This is a genomic window from Pseudomonas sp. GW821-FHT11G12 (assembly GCF_058808055.1).
Map to the genome: position 1 here is coordinate 1,557,768 of NZ_JBXARH010000001.1, position 17,228 is coordinate 1,574,995.

Sequence of the window (17,228 nt, forward strand, 5' to 3'; positions counted from 1 at the left end):
GTCGATCTTTGTTTTGGTGTGCAGCGCTTAAGGTTTGGTCTCCAGCACCTTGTTGAGCTCGGCCCCGTCGATGCTCAGGGTCGCGGTGTTGAGCATCCCGTCCAGATACGCTTGGGCGATCTGTTCCTGACGCTGGGCACGCAAGGCCTGGGTCAGTTGGTCGCGCAACTCGTCGAGGGTCGCGGTGCGGGCCGGTTGCTGTTCGGTGAGTTTGATCACGTGAAACCCGGCGCTGCTTTGCACCGGTTCGGAGACCGCGCCGACCTTGAGCCGCGCCACCGCACCACGCACTTCCGGCACCAGTTGCTGCAACGGCTGCAACCCTGTGTCACCGCCGCGTTCAGCGGTCAGGCGATCCTGAGAAAACTCTTTGGCCAGCGCTGCAAATTCCGCCGGGCTCGCCTGGGCTTTCTTGCTCAACTCCGCTGCCTGCTTGCGTACGGCTTCAAGATTCTGCGGCTCATTCACGCCGAGGAAAATCTGGCTCACCCGATACACCGCCGGCGTCTGCCAATTGGCCTTGCCCGCGTCATACGCCTGCTGCAACTCGGCAGCGCTCGGGTAATCCGCCGGCACTTTGCTCACCGAATGCAAATAGTCGCGGAACACGATCTGCTCGGTGGCCGCACGGGTCTGCCGTACCACGTCCGGACGCTGCGCCCAGCCTTGGGCATCGGCCTGTTCCAGCACGGCCTTTTCGGCCAGGCGTGAACGAATCCAGCGCTCCAGCGCTTCACGATTGCCGCGCAATTGCTCGCGGGTCTGCGGCGGTACGGCCGCCAGCAGCGCCTGCAACTCCTCCGGCGACACCTGCTGATTGCCCAGCCGCGCCACCGCCGGCCCGGCATTCGCCGCAATGACCGGCGCCGGTTGCTGGGCGGCGACCGGGTCATTGCCCGGCCGCACCACCAGCGCCACGGCCACCACCAACAGCGCCACCGCAGCGGCGCTGATTACCATGGCAGGTTTTGTCACAGCGCGACTTCCTCTTGCTCAACCTTTGGAGCCTGGGTGGCAGCAGCGTTCTGGGTGAAATCACGCAGGTACACGATGAATTCCTGAAGCAGGCGATCCCACAACTCCAGGTTGCCGCGCAGGTAATCGCTGCTGACGCCAGCGGCCACCACCACGTCCATTTCCATCACCAGAAACTCGCCCTGCAACGACAACCGGGCAAACCGGCGGGTCGCGTTCCACTGCTCGGCCACACCGGCCGGCAACTCACCCTGCACGCGCAAGGCGCAGCTGAAGGTGAAGTCGACGTAGCTGCCCTGCTCCGCCACCGCCGGGTTGCCGAAACGCACCGCGTAACCGATGCCTTGACTGGCGCTGAGCAACTGGACGATACCGTTCTGTTCGGTCTGGTTGACGCGATAACCGGCGGCTTGCAGTACGTCGGTCAGGGATTGCGGGGAGACGTGGGAGATCAATTGAGTCATTACTTCTTCCTTGTTTATGAGTCTTTTAATCAGTGCGCGATCGCGGCTTGCGGCGCATCGAATTGAGTCTTGTACAGCTCATCGCCGAAGCCCTGAGCCAGTTCATCGAACTTGACCCGGGCGCTCCCGGCGAAGGGCTGGCGGATTTTCATCACCTCGGCCACATCGATGTTTTCGTAGGCGGTGAGAATCTGCTTGGCCACTCCGTACATCTGCTGATTCTTGACCGAACATTGCTGCACTTGTGTGTCACGTTCAGTCAATTGCGCCTGAAGCTTAGACCGTTCTGCCTCTTTGGCACGGGCCATGACCAGCAGCTCGTCATAGGCCTTTTTGAACTTGCCGGTCTGCTCGTTACTCGCCGCCACCTGCGCCTGAGCCTGGCTGTACAGACTTTGCTGCTGCCCGGCCAGTTGCTCGGCGACGCCTTTGGCCTTGGCCAGTTCGGCGGTCAACTGTTTGATTTGCGCCTGCGCTGCCTTGGCTTCGTTCTGCGCCGCCAGCTGCGCGGCGCTGGCCTGGGCCTGCTGGCTTTGCAGGGTTTGCAGCTGCTGGGTGGTGCTGCGCAACTGAGTGCGCAGACGTTCCTCCATGCCTTCGGCGCTGGCCCCGCTGGCGACTATCAAGCCCAGACCCAACACTAAAAATCGCGCGTTCATAACCCTCTCCCGGCGCCTTAGAAGCGCGTGTTGATCTCGAGCTGCAAGACGTCGATGTCGAACGGCGCGCCATACACCGCCTCGGTGCTCATCCAGCGGCCGGTGGCGTAGACGTTCTTCGCCAGACCGTAGTTGCCACCCAGGAAATAGCCCTTGGCGTTGGTGCCGCCGAGGTGGAACGACGAGTCGTTGAAACCGTCCGGCAAGGCGTCAGGCTGGATGTACTGGTAGCCGGCGAACAGGTTCCAGTCGCCCTGCTTCTTCAGCTCCAGCGCGCTGCCGAGGGTGAACTGGACCATCCACGCATTGGCGCCGCTTTCGATGTTGCCGTTGCTGTCGAGGTTGTTGACCAGTTGCCCGGCCGCACGCTTGCGCATGTCGCCTTCGTCGTAGCCGAGGTTGTGGATGTAGTTGCCCTGGGTGCGCAGCTTGAAGTCTTCCGGCAGGTCGGCGTCCCACACCAGGTTCAGGTCCAGCAGGTTGAACTCCGAAGCCAGGCCAACGAATTGCGGCTGCGGCGTGGTGCTCGGGTTGAGCGGGTTCGGCGTGATGTCACGCAGCAGGAACACGCTGTTGCCCTTCTGCATGAATGCGGCACGCGTGCCGTCGCTGTCGCAGCCCGGCGCGCCGGCCCACGGCTCGCAAGGGCTGGAGCGCTGACCCTGGATGTCCTGAAAGCGGTAGTAAGCCAAAGCACCTTTCAAGCGGTTGTTGCTGTTGATCGCCCACTTGGCGCCGACCTGCCCGCCATAAAGCCACTTGTTGTCGCTTTCTTCCTTGTCGAAGCCGTTGCTGGTGGTGGTGTCGTTGGTGTAGTCCACCGGGAACGCGCCGATGGTGCCGAACACGCCCCAGTCGCTGCTGAGTTTGTGGTCGAAAATCGCCGCCACGCCGTCGAAGTTCAGATCGTTGGAATACAGCATGTCGGTGGACATGAACGGGTTGGCGAACCGGCCACCGGTCAGGGTCAGTTCATCCGACGGCTTCCAGGTCAGGTAACCCTGATCGAGCCAGATGTCTTTCTTGGCGAAGCCGCCGCCAAGGCTCTGGGTGGTCGACACCGGGTTGTTGTCCGAGCCGGTGCCGATGCGGATACCGGCGGTCCATTCCGGCGAAATCACCGCTTTCATGCCCAGCCGGGCGCGCAGGCGGAACAGGTTGGTACGGTCTTCACGGGTGTTGAGCAACGGCGGCAATGCGGTGCTGCTGTTGGGGTTCACGTCGTACGGGCCGTTGTTGTTGAGTTTGGCGAAGTCGACGATTTCGTTGCTGTTGCTGCCCGAGTAATAGCGCGATTCGTCACGCAGACGAATATCGCCGTCGAAGCTGATGCGCGACGCCCAGTCCGGGAAGGTGTTGGGCGCAGCCCAGTTTTCTTGCTTGGCGGTGGCCATGACCTCGGCCTTGACCTGATCACGGATCTGGTCGCGCACCGCGGCCGGCACGTATTGCACCCGCACATCGCCCGGTGCGGCGACCGGACCGGCCGCCACGGCGGTAGACGCCGCAGCCTGCTTGGCCTGGGCCGCTTCGTTCTGGGCCTGGGCGATCAGTGCGTCAGCCTTGTCCTGTTTCAGAATGCCCTGCTCGACCAGCAAGCGGATCAGATTGATCGTGGCGTTCTCCGAGGGCGCAGGCGCTGCCGCGGCCTGACCGACCAGGGTCGCGATGACCATGCCGACCGCCAGGGACAATCGATTCACGTTGGAAATCATCTGCACACAACTCCTTTTCATACAGCTTTATGAATTCGGTTAACCCGGACGCCGCCCTTGCAGGGACATGCGCACAGGCAAGGTGATGGAGGCCGGCGGCCGTTCGCTCAGGTGCGGCGCGTTACGCAAGGCCGCCAGCACCTGACTGTCGATCTCGGGGTTGCCGCTGGACTTGATCAGCTCGACCCGGGTGATCTCGCCGACGCTGCTCAGCCACACATCGGCCTGCAGCGAAAACGCGAGGTTGCGCAGGTCCGGGTTCTCGCGCAGCAGCTTCTGGAAGGTGAATGCCAGGAACTGGCTGTAGGTGCCGTTACCCACACGTCCACCGCCCGCGCCGGCCATACCGCCGCCCTTGCCCGCACCGATGTTGAAGGCGTCGTTACCGCTCTGGGCGTCGCCGTCCATTTGCATCGGGTTGGCCAGGTCGTCCGCCGGCGATGGCGGTGCTTCTTCCTCGGGCTTGACCTCTTGTGGCTCGGGTGTCGGCTCGGGCTCGACGATTTTTTCTTCCACCGGGGTTTCCGGCTCCGGCGGTTTTTCCGGCGGCGGAGGTGGCGGTGGCGGCAACGGAATGATCGTCGGCACTTTCGGCGCTTCGCGGCGGATGCCGCTCATGTCGTTGGCCCACTGCCACAGGAACCACGCGGCGAGTGCGGCAAGAACCAGCCCGGCGCCCCACTTCGCATAGCGCAAGGGCGACTTCTTCACCGGCAGCGGTTCGATCGGAAGTTGTGCAGTCATGACTCAGCCCTGGCTCGGTTTGCCGGTGACGAGACCGACCTGGGACAGTTCGAGCCGGCGCAGCAGATCCAGCACTTCGATGACCTTCTGGTACTGCACCGTAGCGTCACCGCGCACGATCACCGGGAAGTCCGGGTTCTGCGCCTTCTCGATGCGCAGGCGCTCTTCCAGCTCCGGCAAGGTCACCGGGTAGGCGTCGAGGAACACCTGGCCGCCGTCGTTGACCGAAATCGCCTTGGTCTTGGCCTCGGACAGCGACACGGCGGCGCTGGCCTTGGGCAGGTTGATCTGGATCCCGGAGACCTGCGCGGTGGCGGTGAGGATGAACATCACCAGCACCACCATCAGCACGTCCACCAGTGGCGTGATGTTGATGCTGTCCACTGCGGCATCTTCGTCATCGTCGTGGGAGGCATTTACGGACGCCATGTCAGTGCTCCTCAGGCCGGTACGGAATGGTTGGCGTGATGACCGCGCTGATGCGCCGCTTCACTGGACTGGCCTTCGCCGTGCATCTCCGCCAGACGGGTGATGAACTCGTCGACGAATACGCGCATGTCGGCGCTGACTTCCTTGTTGCGGGTGATCAGGCGGTTGTAGCCAAACAGCGCCGGGATCGCGACGAACAGGCCCATGGCGGTGGCCAGCAAGGCTGCGGCCATACCCGGGGCGATGGCGTTGATGTTGACGTCGCCGGCCATGGCCGTGCCGAGGAACACCACCATGATCCCCAGCACGGTGCCGAGCAGGCCGATGTACGGGCCGCCGGCGATGGCGTTGGACAGGGTCGACAGTTTCGAGCTGAGTTGCTGGTTTTCCCGGGTGCGCACGCCGTCCATCGAGCAGCGGATGGCCTCGATGGTCGCCGCCGAAACCGACGAGGTATCGGCGCCCTGCTCGCGGCGGGTGCGGATCTCTTTCACCGCCACTTGGTACAGACGCCACAGCGGCGAGTGCTGCAAACGCTGGGCGAGTTGCGCGTCGTCGGCGAACATCTCCAGGCGCGTGCCAACCTTGGCGAATTGCACGCGGAAGTCTTCGTTGGCCGCAGTCACTCGGCTGAGGGTGCGGTTCTTGCGCAGCATGATGATCCACGACTGGAACATCATCAGCACCAGCACCGCGATGATCACCCAGGCATCGACCGGTACGGCGTTGAGCAGGAAACCGAGGCTGCCGAAACCGTAGCCGGACTGTTCTTCATCGACACCGTAAGCGACCAGTTTCGACTCGGCGCCTTGGGAAGTGGCGTCGGCCAGCAACAGCGGCGCCGGACGGGCAACTTTCGACAGGCGCAGTTCATCGATGGCGCCCACAAACGGCTGGAACGCACTCGGGGAAAGATCAGCACCAATGGCCATGACCGAATTGAACGCCGGCATCGCCTGGGCCAATGCCGCGCCTTCGCGGCCGTTGATGTACAGCGTCACTTTCGCGCCTTCGGCGGTCAGCGCAACGTGCTGCCATTGGCCCGGATTCAGCGGTTGTGTGGCCACGGCGCGCTGGCCGTCGATTTCCACGAACGGCACGCCCTGGTTCACACCGACCAGCAGGCTGTTGGCGCCTTCGCGGCGAGCCAGGATCAGTTGTTCGCCGTTGGCCTGATCCAGTCTCAGCCAGGCACTGAAAGTGAAGGCGCTGCCAGCGTTATGTTGCAACGACGGACTGGCCGGCAGCAGCAACGGCTGACCGCTGAACTGCAAGGCCCGCCCTACTACGCCGTCGATGGCGGCGCCGGTCGCGCTCTGCGCGGTGTTGCCGTAGGCAGTGGTGTCTTTCGCCGGGGTGCCGGTGGCGCCTTCGAAGTGATAGAGCGCGGTGTAATTCGGATCGAATGTGAGCTGACCGTTGCCGGTCGCCGGCGCCTTCTGGTTGCCGTAGTACATCCAGATGTCCTGGCGCTGACCGCCCTCGACATTCGGCACATCGACCCAGATCAGCGCCATGCCCATCAGCGCATCGAAGCTTTCGATCTGGTGGTTGAGAACGGTCTTGTCATCGGCCGCGACGAAGCGCAGGTCCGAGCCGTCCTCTTTCACGCCATCAAACGTGAAGTTACCGGTGTGCAGGCGCACCAGCAGCGCGGTGCGGCCGAGGGCCTGATTGATCCCGGCGCCCTGCGGCGTGGTGTCGACAGCGATCTGTTTGCGGTAATGCCAGTCGTCCTGCCACCAGGCCTGAGCCGTGGCCGGGAGCACGAAGCCCAGGCAGATCAACAACGAAAGGAAGAGGCGCTGCATGGAAGTGCTCCTTGTTAGAAAGTGGCCTGAAGGTTGAAGTGCAGGCGCGATTCCTGTTTCGAGGTGTTCGGCCCTTCGAGTAGCGGGAAGCCCCAGTCGACGCTGCCGGACAGCCATTTGCTCAGGCTGGCGCGGGTGCCGAGACCGACACTGGCCAGGGCGTAACTGGCGTCCTGGTCCGGAAGTTCGTCGCGCAGGTAGAGTTGCGCGCCTTCGGCGAAGGCGTAGAAGCGCCAGTCCTGCATCCAGGTGCCGGCGTACTTGGCCAGCGACGGTGTGCGGACTTCCTGACTGAGCAGCACGCCGTCATCACCGGTGCGCTCGGCGGCCAGATAACCGCGTACCGAGGTCGCGCCGCCGGCAGAGAATTGTTCGTTGGAAACCAGTGGCCCCGACGCCAGCTGGAACGCGGCTTTGCTTGCGCTCTGCCAGTCGCTGTCGAAGGTCCAGGTGAAGTTGGTATCGCCCTTGAGCACGGCGAAACTCGGGTTGGCGCGGTAGCGTTTGTAGTCGAAGTCTTCGTCGGAGCTGCCGTAGCCGAAGATGCTGCGGGTGGCGGCAACCAGGCTCAGGCCGAGGCCGAGCTGGCTCTTTTCGGTGTAGCGATAGCCGTTGTAGGCGAAGGTGAACGGCGCGTATTTCAGCGGCACCTTGTCGCTTTCTCCGGACAGGGTCAGGCGTTCGTCGAAGTCCTTGAAGTCGATGCCGGCCGACAGCGAGTTCGACCAGTTGCCACTGGACGGGATGGTGTAGATCGCCGACACGCCGTAGGAATGGCCCTTGCCGAGCACGTTGCTGCCGCCGATGGTGGCGACGTTGCTGTCGGACTGGTAACCGGAGAACTGCACGCTCCAGCGGTCGGTCAACGGCGCGGTGTACGAGCCCGACCAGACCTTGGCGTTGTCGGTGTCCTGCGGCGCGGTGAAGTAAGTCAGGTTGATGCTGTGGCCGAGTTGCCAGAGGTTGTTGTAGCCGAGGCTGGTGACGGCGCGGAGTTTTTCGGTATCGGCGCTGTAGTCGTTGTTCAGCCCCACGCTGGCGGTCCACGGGTTCTGGTCTTCGACCTGCAAGTCCACGTCCATGGTGCCGGGGCGCTGGCCTTCGCGAACCAGCGGCATCACTTGGCGTCCCGGGGTCTTGTTGAGTTGCGCCAGTTCGCCCTGGACCTTGGCGAAGTCCGGCACTTCGCCTTCTTTGAGAGCCGGAACGTTGTCGCGGATGTCCAGCGGCGAATAGTGTTTGGCGCCGACCACCCGTACCCGGCCGACCTTGGTTTCGCTGACTTGCAGGTAGACGATGCCGTCGGCCACCGCTTGCTCCGGCAGTTCAACGAACACCGATTGATAGCCGCGTTCCTGATAGACCTTCTGCAAGGCGTCCCGCGCGCCTTCGATGTCGCTCAAGGCTTTTTGCGGGCCGAGAAACGGGTACACCGCTTCTTCGATCGCCCGCGCATCGAGCACGGTGTTGCCGCGCACGAAGTATTCGTTGACGTCCACCAGACGCTGCGCCGCTGTGTTTTCGGCCTCCTCGGCGAACGCCGGCTGCGCGCCGGCCGTCACCAGCAGCCAGCCCCACAGCGCCAGCCGTGACGTGAAAATCTGATCCACACTACCCCCTGAAATTCGCGATGACCTGTTGGCGCTCATGCGCCTTGCGTGTGCGTCAGTTACTGGCGTTCTTGATTGCTGAAGTGCAGGCCCCGGTGTGTTTGCCCAGCCAGGTGTGCAGCAGCGCGAAGTTCAAGGAGAACTCGGGCATTTGCAGCAGCGCGCCGCAGAACACTTCACCGATGATTTTCTGAATGAGCTGCACCGCACGCGGCTCGTTGAGCAGCATGGCGATGTCGCGACTGAGGACGTTGAAGCTCCAGACTTTCTGGTTCAGGCCCAGGCCGACGAACCAGCGGAACAGCAGGTTGTAATTGAGCTGTTCGTAGAGCTGCTGCTCGCTGGGCACCGAATACAGCAGTTGCAGGAGCAGGATATGCATGACCGTTTGCGCCGGGATCAGCATGCCGGGCTGGGCGTTGAGGTCGTGCAGAAGATCGCTGTGAGCGTCGAACAGGTCGTCGATCTGCGGGCGCAGCAGCACCAGCGAATGCCCTGGGGGAATGTAGCTGGAGACCTCTTTCAAGGCGCCCTGCCAGTCATCCTGCGACACGATCCAGACCCACGGCGCGCCGTAGCGATACACCGAAACCGGCTTCTTGCGCGCGGCTTCGACGATCTTCGACAGGCGTTGATCGAGTTCCTGCATGCCCACTTTCGAGTAGCGTTCCATAGTCCCCATTGCCTCACTCCCGGCGTCCCGCCTCGGCTTGTGAAAAGCGCCCAAAGGGCCCCTCAAGCGCGTTACATAGGCATGACCGGACTGGCGATGTGCTACCGAACTTTTGTCATAAAAGCTTCATTACAGAAATCCACTGAGGATTGAGGAAGCCGCAGTAACACCGCGAAACAGGAAATTTCAGCGCTGCATTTAGGAAACGTCCTAACGCCAGGTCAGGGGCCGCCCGGTTAGGTTTCGCGCCTCTTCGGTTACATGCAGAAAAACAACCATGGCGCGGGACAACGACATTCCCCAGGTCTGGGAAGACCGGGGCGGCAATGGCGGCGCCGGACACGGCAGGCTTGTCCCACGGGACATGACGTCGACCGAGTTCGCCGAATTCAAAGCCCGAGAAGCGACCTACGACGCAATGATCGCCCGCCAGCAGGCGTATGAAGATCGGCACTTGCGCCAGGTCGAGCAGCGTCCGCAAGCGCCCGGCCGGGGTTGTGTGTTCGCCAAAAGCTGCAACCTTCCGGACGGCGTGATAGATCACAAAAATCCGGCCGGTTTCATCCCGACCGAACGCTTGGCCGAGTACGGTCAGTGGGCCGTTCTTGGCAGCCAGGTGCCGATCAGCGCTGAAGGCGTGCCATTGAAATGGGTGGCAGGCTCCGGAAGCGGTCGAGCGCTGGCCCAACGACTCGGCGGGTCACTCGGGCTCAGCCTGCTGAGCGGCGCCAGTACCGTCGGCACGCTGGCGTTGTTGATCCCCAACACGGATACCTCGTCCGACAGCGCTTTTTACACAACCGAACAATACGCACTACTCGCCAGCGGCCGCACCCGTGTGCGCTTCAATGCCAAGACACTGCCCGACGGCTCAATCAGCGCCTACGGCTTCTACACGGGTGGCAAGAAAGACTGGGAGTTCGTCCCGGTCATCAAGGCGCAACGAGAAGGCGAACACTTCGTCGCCGACCTCGGCCACGGCATCGGCCTGATCTGGACACCTGCCGCCAATCCCGACGACGCGCCCCCCATCCCCGCCCTGGAAGGCGCCCCGCCGCTGCCGACGATCTGGGTCTATCCGCCGGGCGAGAAGACCGACCGCATCCTCGTCAATCCGCAGCATCCGCCGGATTATCACGACGCGATCGTCTGGTTTCCGGCGGATGCGGGGCTGGCACCGATTTATGTGGTGCTCAGTACGCGGTATGAGCCGGGGGTTGTGACGGGGGTAGGTGAGGATGTTGAGGGGACTTGGTTGGTGGGGGCTAGCAATGGGTTGGGTGCTCCGATACCGACGCGGATTGCTGATCAGTTGCGAGGGCAGCGATTCAGAGATTTCGATGAGTTCAGGAAGGCGTTTTGGACGACTGTAGGATTTGATCCCGGACTCCTCGATCAATTCAAGCCGGTCAATAGAAGCAAACTCTTGAACGGTAGAGCACCTTTTGCACCCAGGACAGAGCACAACGGCGAAAACTCTCGATATGAAATACATCATATTGAACATATTCAGAATGGTGGCGCCGTTTACGACGTCGACAACCTTGCCGTGATGACGCCCAAGCGCCACGCGGAAATTCATAAGGAGAAGAAGCAATGAACACCAAAACCAGCATTACTGACTACACGGAAGCCGAGTTCATCCAGTTGCTACAACGCATCGTGGGGAATGAGGAAAGCGAAGAGGACGAAAACTCGCTCGTGCACCACTTCAATACAATCTGCGAACACCCTGCTGGCTCCGACCTGATTTTCTACCCGGATGACGGTGCGGATGATTCTGCGCAAGGAATCACAAGAACCCTGAAAGAATGGCGTTCATTTCGAGGGCTACCGGGATTCAAGCAAGAATGAATGACTCCTTCATCAAAGCCAGCATTTCTGATTACACAGAACATGAATTCATTAGTTTTGTGGATGAGATTTTCAAAGAAGACAAGGCATCTACGGATGCGCGTGCCGACTTGCTGGTTCGCCACTTCAACAAGATTGTCGGGCATCCGGAGAAGATGAACCTGATCTATCGTCCGCTGCCCGAGGCCGATGACTCAGCGGAAGGAATAACCCGAACCATAAAAGAATGGCGCATATCCCAAGGCCTGCCGGGATTCAAACCCGACTAACCTTCATGTATACACCGGCCAGGTATCGACGATCTTGCCGCCACGTACCGCCAGCAAGTCACCGAATTGCAGGAGGACGGCTTCAGTCTGGGTCGGTCGCAGGAACACCTGATCCTCCACCGTCAGCCCGACGGCATTCGAGCCATTGACCATCTCCTGATTCGAACTTCGGCCATACACACCGTTACTCTGCAGGCCCGGCGGTGATTCGAACTCGGCCATCCAGTTGCCGCCGTAGATGAAGAACGTCTGGCGCTGGTTGGCGTCCCACCACGAAAACAGCTTCGACTTGTCGTCCAGCGCCGGAATATTCACCGCCCCCGTGCTTTTCAACACCGGCGTGGCGATGTACGCGGCAGGCTCGTGTTCGACCAGCGACGGCAGATCGTAATGAGTCGGCTTGAGCATCGCCGTCCCCACCGACACCTCGCTGCTGAGATTTTCGTTTTCGTGCATGCGGTAACTCGGACTGCCGGCGGTGTTCAGGCACAAGCCGTCATGCCACAGCGCCGGATATTGCTGCCGGGTAAAGTCGACGCAGCGCTGATAAATCACCATCACCTTGGCGAACAGCTCTTCGGGCGAACCGAGCATCCCCGGCACGCCCATGCCCACGAACGGGTCGTAGCCCATGAACCCGGCGAACTCCAGGTGTTGCGGGTTGGCGGCGATCAGCGCGAGCATCTGCCCGAGCACGTTCAGATCACTGACGCCGCCACGGTGCAGGCCGACGTCCAGCTCGATGTTGATCCGCATCCGCGTGCCCAAACCCTGAGCCAGCGCGAGGTATTGCTGCAGGCGTTCGGGGTTGTCGATCAGCCATTGCAGTTGCTTCGCCGGGTCGAACGGGCCTTTGTGGGTCTGGTAGAACAGCTCCGCCGAGCGCACCGGCAAGGGCTTGCCGAGCAGAATGTCGGACTGCGGGTAAACCTGTGCATCGTGATTGAGAAACGGCTGATGAAACGACATCAGTCGCTGAGTCCCTGCCCTTTGAGCGATGTAGCTGAGCAGCCCCGGCGACGGCAACGATTTCTCCACCAACCGCAGGTGTTTGCCGGTGCGTTTGACCGAGCGCATCACCACATCGATGTTGTGATCGAGCCGATCCAGATCGATCAGCAACACCGGGCGCATCGGGCCTTTTTCCTTGAGCTCATTGTTCAGCGCCCGGAAATATTCGCTGTAAGGCCCGCCGCGATCCCCCGGCCGCAGCCATGCACCAACGCCCACCAACAAGGCACCGACACCCAAAGTGCCGAGCACGAAATTACGTCGATTGACCGCCATCAGCTCACCCCCAGAATCGACGACAGATGCCCGTTGAGAAACTTGCCGCTCGGGTCCAGCGCCTGACGCACCTGAATAAACTCCTGCCAGCGCGGATAGAGCGTTTGCAACGTGCGGGCATTGAGTGTGTGCAACTTGCCCCAGTGCGGACGGCCGTTGTACTTCCAGAAGATCGGCTCGACGGCGGCAAAGAAGTTGTGGTGATCCATCTGGTAATGCTGGTGGACCGAGATCGAACAGCTGTCGCGGCCCTCGAACATGCTCAGCGGAATGTCGTCGGCCTTCACGTAGCGGTACTCGATGGGAAACCAGGTGCGCAGGTCCTTGTCACGGATCAGCTTGAGAATCTCGCGCAGGCATGCCGGGCCCTGCTCGGCGGGCACCGAATATTCCATTTCGTTGAAGCGCACCGTGCGCACGTTGGCGTAGATGTCGAACGAGTCGCCAACCCGGTCATCGAAACTCGCCAGATGCCGCAGGCTGTTGAGCAGCGAACTGCGCAGGTTCGGGAAGTCGCTGCCGTACTTGTCGATCTTCTCGATCAGCGTCACGAACTCGTTGCCGCCCTCCTCTTCAGGCGGGATCGGTGGCGTGGGCGGGTCGGTGGTTTCGTTGAGGGCGATCGACAAGGCGTAGTCGGAATGAGTGACGACGAGCATTTCCCAGTGCTGGTTTTCGCGGGTGTTCTTGTCGATGTCTTCCAGCAGTTCTTCGGTCTTGGCGATCCACTGGCGTTCGCGCAGGCGATAGGCCGGGCGGTTTTGCAGGCGGATCTTGGTAGCAACGCCCAACGCGCCGAGGGACACACGGGCGGCGTTGAACACTTCGGGATGACGCTGGCTGTCGCAGTCCAGCACCTCGCCGCTGGCCGTCACCAGTTGCATCCCGCAGACGTGGGCCGAATAGGACTGGAAGGATTTTCCGGTGCCGTGAGTCGAGGTGGAAATGGCCCCGGCGAGGGTCTGGTAATCGATATCGGCCATGTTTTGCAGGGCCTGGCCGATGTCCTTGAGCGGCGTGCCCATGCGCGACATCGGCGTGCCGGCGGCGAATTCGGCCTGCAAGGTTTTCGGGTCGTGATCGAGCAGGCCGTTGAAGTAACTCAGCGACAACAACGTGCCGTCGGTGGGCACCAATGCGCTGAAGGAATGCGCCGAGCCGACCGGGCGAATCTTGCCCGGTGCCTGCTGAATCACCGACGTCAGTTCATCCAGATTCTTCGGCGCCACCCGCGCCGCCGGCAGGCAACTCTGTCCGCCCGACCAGTTGCGCCAGGGAATCAGCCGGGGCGCGCGCATCAACTGGCCCAGCGCCGGGTTGGAGGCCAGCGCGCTGAACGCCCCGACGATGCTTGCCCGTTGCAACAACTGCCGGCGTGTCAGATCTATCCGCATGCCAGGATCCTTATTGTGGGAGCGGCTGGTCGGCCATGAAGCCGATCAACTGAAGGAATTGTTCTTCCGAGCACTCGACGCACTGGCCCATCGGCGGCATGCCGTTGTAGCCGTTGATGGCGTGGTCGAGCAGCGTGTCGACGCCCTGCTGGATGCGCGGCTCCCAGGCCTTGCGGTCACCGGTCAGCGGCGCGTTGGCGGCAGGATTGGCGTGACAGAGCTGGCAACTGTTGGCGTAGATCTGCGCCAGCGCCGGGTCTTTGGGCATGGCGTTGTTAGTGCTGGCCGGGGGTTTGGGGTCTTCGCCGCAGCCGGCCAGCGCAGTGACCAGCATCAGCAGCAACGTGATTCGGGATGCCCGCATAACGATCCTCGCGTGGGGTGCCACTTATTGTTGTGATCACACCTTAAGGCAGCGACGGCGGCGGGTTGAGGGCATTGCGGGCCAGTGAAGGGGGCAAACGGGGACAGTTGGGATGCGACTCGGGATCGAATAAAAGGTGGGAATCTTGTTGACCCCTCTGCCCTGCGCCTTTGAGTGACATTCGCGTGACATTTGCGGGTTTAAATTTCAGCGCATTCAGGCGTATAACCTGTACAGACTTTTTCAATTGGCAAGCAGGGTAGCGACATGACCACAGCAAACATCCTTGGCAACTTGTTCCCTTCTGTCAGCGACATCCCGGAAAAATACCGTCTCGACGGTCAGGTCGAACAACGCGAATACCTGGTCGATGGCCAGTTGCGCCGCTGGGACGGCCCGCTCGCTACCGTGCGCAGCCCGGTCTATCTCAAGGGTGATAACGGCGACGAACAAGTGATCCTCGGCAGCACGCCGCTGCTGGACGCCGAGACCGCCCTCACCGCCCTCGACGCCGCCGTGCGCGCCTACGACCGGGGCCAGGGCCTGTGGCCGACCATGCGCGTGGCCGAACGTATCCAGCACGTCGAAGCCTTCCTTGGGCGCATGCGCCAACAGCGCGACGCCGTGGTGAAACTGCTGATGTGGGAAATCGGCAAGAACCTCAAGGACTCGGAAAAAGAGTTCGACCGCACCTGCGACTACATCGTCGACACCATCAATGCGCTGAAAGAACTCGACCGCCGCTCCAGCCGTTTCGAGCTGGAACAGGACACCCTCGGCCAGATCCGCCGCGTACCGCTCGGTGTGGCGCTGTGCATGGGCCCTTACAACTATCCGCTGAACGAAACGTTCACCACGCTGATTCCAGCGCTGATCATGGGCAACACCGTGGTGTTCAAACCGGCCAAGCTCGGCGTGCTGCTGATCCGTCCATTGCTCGAAGCTTTCCGCGACAGCTTCCCGACCGGCGTGATCAACGTGATCTACGGCAGCGGCCGCGAGACCGTCAGTGCGCTGATGGCCAGCGGCAAGATCGACATCTTCGCCTTCATCGGCACCAACAAGGCCGCCAGCGACCTGAAGAAACTGCACCCGAAACCGCACCGTTTGCGCGCCGCGTTGGGGCTGGATGCGAAGAACCCCGGCATCGTCCTGCCCGAGGTCGATCTGGATAACGCGGTCAGTGAAGCGGTCACCGGTTCCTTGTCGTTCAACGGCCAGCGTTGCACCGCGCTGAAGATCCTGTTTGTGCATGAAGACGTGGTTGAGAGCTTCATCGAGAAATTCAACGCCAAACTGGCCAGCCTCAAACCGGGCATGCCGTGGGACAGCGGGGTTTCGCTGACGCCGCTGCCGGAGTCGGGCAAGGTCGACTACTTGCACGGCCTGGTGGCTGACGCGCAGAGCAAAGGCGCCCAAGTGGTCAACCCGAATGGCGGCGAGTCGCGAGAGTCGTTCTTCTATCCGGCGGTGCTGTACCCGGTGACGCCACAGATGCGCGTGTATCAGGAAGAGCAGTTCGGCCCGGTGGTGCCGATCGTGCCGTACCGTCACCTCGATACCGTGATCGACTACGTGCTGGAATCGGACTTCGGCCAGCAACTGAGCATCTTCGGCACCAACCCGGTGGCCGTCGGCCGATTGGTGGACACCTTCGCCAACCAGGTCGGGCGTATCAACCTGAATGCCCAGTGCCAGCGCGGCCCGGACACCTACCCGTTCAACGGGCGCAAGAACTCCGCCGAAGGCACGCTGTCGGTACACGATGCGCTGCGGGTGTTTTCGATCCGTACGCTGGTGGCGACCAAGTTCCAGGAACCCAACAAGGATCTGATCAGCGAAATCATTCGCGGACGGGATTCAAACTTCATCGCGACCGATTACATCTTTTAAGGAGGAATCACCGCTGAGCACTTTCAGCCCCCACCGCTGGCCGCCGCTGTTGCGGCGGATACTGCGGCCGCTGCTGGACCCGTACCGTCGCTACCGACACGCGCGGTTGATTCATGCGGTGCGGGTGGCGCTGGGGTTGCTGGCGACGATTCTGTTGACCACCGGCATCAACCTGCCCCACGGCGAGTGGGCGTCGGTGACCATGCTGGTGGTCATCGGTGGTTTGCAGCACCACGGCAACATCGGCAAGAAAGCCGCCGAACGCGCCACCGGCACCTTGATCGGCGCCGGCGTCGGCCTGTTGTTGGTGGCGCAACAGGCATGGCTCGGTCTGCCGTGGCTGACCTATTTTGCAATGGCGGTGGTTTGCGGATTCTTCTCGTATCACGCCATCGGCAAGGGCGGTTACACCGCCCTGCTTTCGGCCATCACCGTTTTCATTGTCGCCGGGCATGGCGACAATCCGATCACCGACGGGCTGTGGCGCGGGGTCGATATCCTGATCGGTATCGCCCTGGCCCTGGCCTTTTCCTTCGCCCTGCCGCTGTATGCGGTGTACTCGTGGCGCTACAACCTGGCCGACGCATTGCGCGATTGCGCGACGGTGTACGGGCGGATCATCAGCGGTGAACCGGTCTCGGCCGATGAACACTTGAAACTGATGGGCCGGTTGAACACGGTGATGGTGCAACTGCGCTCACTGATGCCGTCGGTGTCCAAGGAAGTGAAGGTATCGATGACCGAACTGGATGCGATCCAGCGCAACCTGCGCATGTGCATCAGCACCCTGGAAATCCTCGGCAATACTCGGCCGGACACCAACGATCCTGAAGCGATGGCGCATCTGCAATCGGCATTGAAGGCCGAGCACCGGCAGATTCGCGTGCAACTGATCGGCATGGCCCGGGCCCTGAAAACCGGTGCAACCCAGCGTCTCGGGCGCCCGGTGGAATTACCGGACGCCAGCTTCGACGACCCGCTCTACAGCCCGTTGGACGGTTACCGTCTATTGACCCGGCAACTGGCGTCCAACATCGGCGAAATGCGCCAGCGCCTGGCGAAAACCGCGCCGCGCTGGAACATCTGA

At 61.9% G+C, this 17,228-nt stretch carries 17 protein-coding genes; 5 read left to right on the forward strand and 12 right to left on the reverse strand.

The features are described 5' to 3' along the window. Positions 1-27: 27 nt before the first annotated feature. From AC1RR7_RS06870 to AC1RR7_RS06910, 9 genes are read right to left on the reverse strand one after another with little or no spacing between them, the layout of a single operon-like run. Positions 28-975, reverse strand: coding sequence for a peptidylprolyl isomerase (locus AC1RR7_RS06870; protein ID WP_493156783.1), 948 nt, complete (start codon positions 973-975; stop codon positions 28-30). Further along, a complete protein-coding gene (locus tag AC1RR7_RS06875; protein ID WP_041475252.1) occupies positions 972-1,439 on the reverse strand; it encodes a YbjN domain-containing protein in 468 nt (155 codons plus the stop codon). Before AC1RR7_RS06875 ends, AC1RR7_RS06870 begins: the two co-directional genes overlap by 4 nt. Before the next feature lie 29 nt (positions 1,440-1,468). Next, positions 1,469-2,098: a DNA repair protein gene (locus AC1RR7_RS06880; protein WP_192560768.1), complete on the reverse strand. Its 630-nt coding sequence runs from the start codon at positions 2,096-2,098 to the stop codon at positions 1,469-1,471. Between the two features lie 17 nt (positions 2,099-2,115). Next, positions 2,116-3,813 (reverse strand): putative porin, encoded by a 1,698-nt coding sequence (locus AC1RR7_RS06885; RefSeq protein WP_493156786.1) that lies wholly within the window; start codon positions 3,811-3,813, stop codon positions 2,116-2,118. 39 nt (positions 3,814-3,852) lie between these two features. After that, on the reverse strand, positions 3,853-4,557 hold the full coding sequence (locus tag AC1RR7_RS06890; protein ID WP_493064735.1) for an energy transducer TonB family protein: 705 nt from the start codon (positions 4,555-4,557) through the stop codon (positions 3,853-3,855). 3 nt (positions 4,558-4,560) lie between these two features. Further along, the gene (locus AC1RR7_RS06895; protein WP_096821810.1) at positions 4,561-4,986 is read right to left on the reverse strand and encodes an ExbD/TolR family protein; all 426 of its coding nucleotides are present in this window, start codon (positions 4,984-4,986) and stop codon (positions 4,561-4,563) included. 11 nt (positions 4,987-4,997) lie between these two features. Continuing rightward, positions 4,998-6,797 carry a MotA/TolQ/ExbB proton channel family protein gene (locus tag AC1RR7_RS06900; RefSeq protein ID WP_273536531.1) on the reverse strand — a complete coding sequence of 600 codons (1,800 nt, stop codon included), beginning with the start codon at positions 6,795-6,797 and terminating at the stop codon, positions 4,998-5,000. Positions 6,798-6,811: 14 nt separating this feature from the next. Then, complete coding sequence (locus AC1RR7_RS06905) at positions 6,812-8,407, reverse strand: ShlB/FhaC/HecB family hemolysin secretion/activation protein (protein ID WP_493156788.1); 1,596 nt, start codon at positions 8,405-8,407, stop codon at positions 6,812-6,814. Positions 8,408-8,462: 55 nt separating this feature from the next. After that, the gene (locus AC1RR7_RS06910) at positions 8,463-9,080 is read right to left on the reverse strand and encodes a transposase (RefSeq protein ID WP_371858329.1); all 618 of its coding nucleotides are present in this window, start codon (positions 9,078-9,080) and stop codon (positions 8,463-8,465) included. 277 nt (positions 9,081-9,357) lie between these two features. On the opposite strand from AC1RR7_RS06910, the gene AC1RR7_RS06915 reads away from it, so the two are divergent. Genes AC1RR7_RS06915 through AC1RR7_RS06925 form a run of 3 tightly spaced genes read left to right on the forward strand, consistent with a single transcriptional unit; the run spans position 9,358 to position 11,203 of the window. After that, positions 9,358-10,680, forward strand: a complete 1,323-nt coding sequence (locus AC1RR7_RS06915; protein ID WP_493156790.1) for a pyocin-S2/colicin E7-DNase domain-containing protein — start codon at positions 9,358-9,360, stop codon at positions 10,678-10,680. Further along, positions 10,677-10,934, forward strand: coding sequence for a bacteriocin immunity protein (locus AC1RR7_RS06920; RefSeq protein ID WP_273536536.1), 258 nt, complete (start codon positions 10,677-10,679; stop codon positions 10,932-10,934). Before AC1RR7_RS06915 ends, AC1RR7_RS06920 begins: the two co-directional genes overlap by 4 nt. Further along, positions 10,931-11,203: a bacteriocin immunity protein gene (locus AC1RR7_RS06925; protein ID WP_096821803.1), complete on the forward strand. Its 273-nt coding sequence runs from the start codon at positions 10,931-10,933 to the stop codon at positions 11,201-11,203. The genes AC1RR7_RS06920 and AC1RR7_RS06925 overlap by 4 nt, the downstream gene beginning before the upstream one ends. Before the next feature lie 3 nt (positions 11,204-11,206). Here the strand turns inward: AC1RR7_RS06925 and AC1RR7_RS06930 are convergent, their stop codons facing one another. From AC1RR7_RS06930 to AC1RR7_RS06940, 3 genes are all read right to left on the reverse strand, one after another. Then, positions 11,207-12,415, reverse strand: coding sequence for a DSD1 family PLP-dependent enzyme (locus AC1RR7_RS06930; RefSeq protein ID WP_493156987.1), 1,209 nt, complete (start codon positions 12,413-12,415; stop codon positions 11,207-11,209). 74 nt (positions 12,416-12,489) lie between these two features. Next, positions 12,490-13,818, reverse strand: coding sequence for a D-arabinono-1,4-lactone oxidase (locus AC1RR7_RS06935; protein ID WP_493156989.1), 1,329 nt, complete (start codon positions 13,816-13,818; stop codon positions 12,490-12,492). Between the two features lie 76 nt (positions 13,819-13,894). Then, the gene (locus AC1RR7_RS06940; RefSeq protein WP_273536539.1) at positions 13,895-14,248 is read right to left on the reverse strand and encodes a c-type cytochrome; all 354 of its coding nucleotides are present in this window, start codon (positions 14,246-14,248) and stop codon (positions 13,895-13,897) included. A gap of 267 nt (positions 14,249-14,515) precedes the next feature. On the opposite strand from AC1RR7_RS06940, the gene AC1RR7_RS06945 reads away from it, so the two are divergent. Together AC1RR7_RS06945 and AC1RR7_RS06950 are read left to right on the forward strand one after the other, a co-directional pair. After that, positions 14,516-16,141, forward strand: a complete 1,626-nt coding sequence (locus AC1RR7_RS06945; RefSeq protein ID WP_096821799.1) for an NADP-dependent glyceraldehyde-3-phosphate dehydrogenase — start codon at positions 14,516-14,518, stop codon at positions 16,139-16,141. Between the two features lie 46 nt (positions 16,142-16,187). Continuing rightward, positions 16,188-17,228 (forward strand): FUSC family protein, encoded by a 1,041-nt coding sequence (locus AC1RR7_RS06950; protein WP_493156991.1) that lies wholly within the window; start codon positions 16,188-16,190, stop codon positions 17,226-17,228.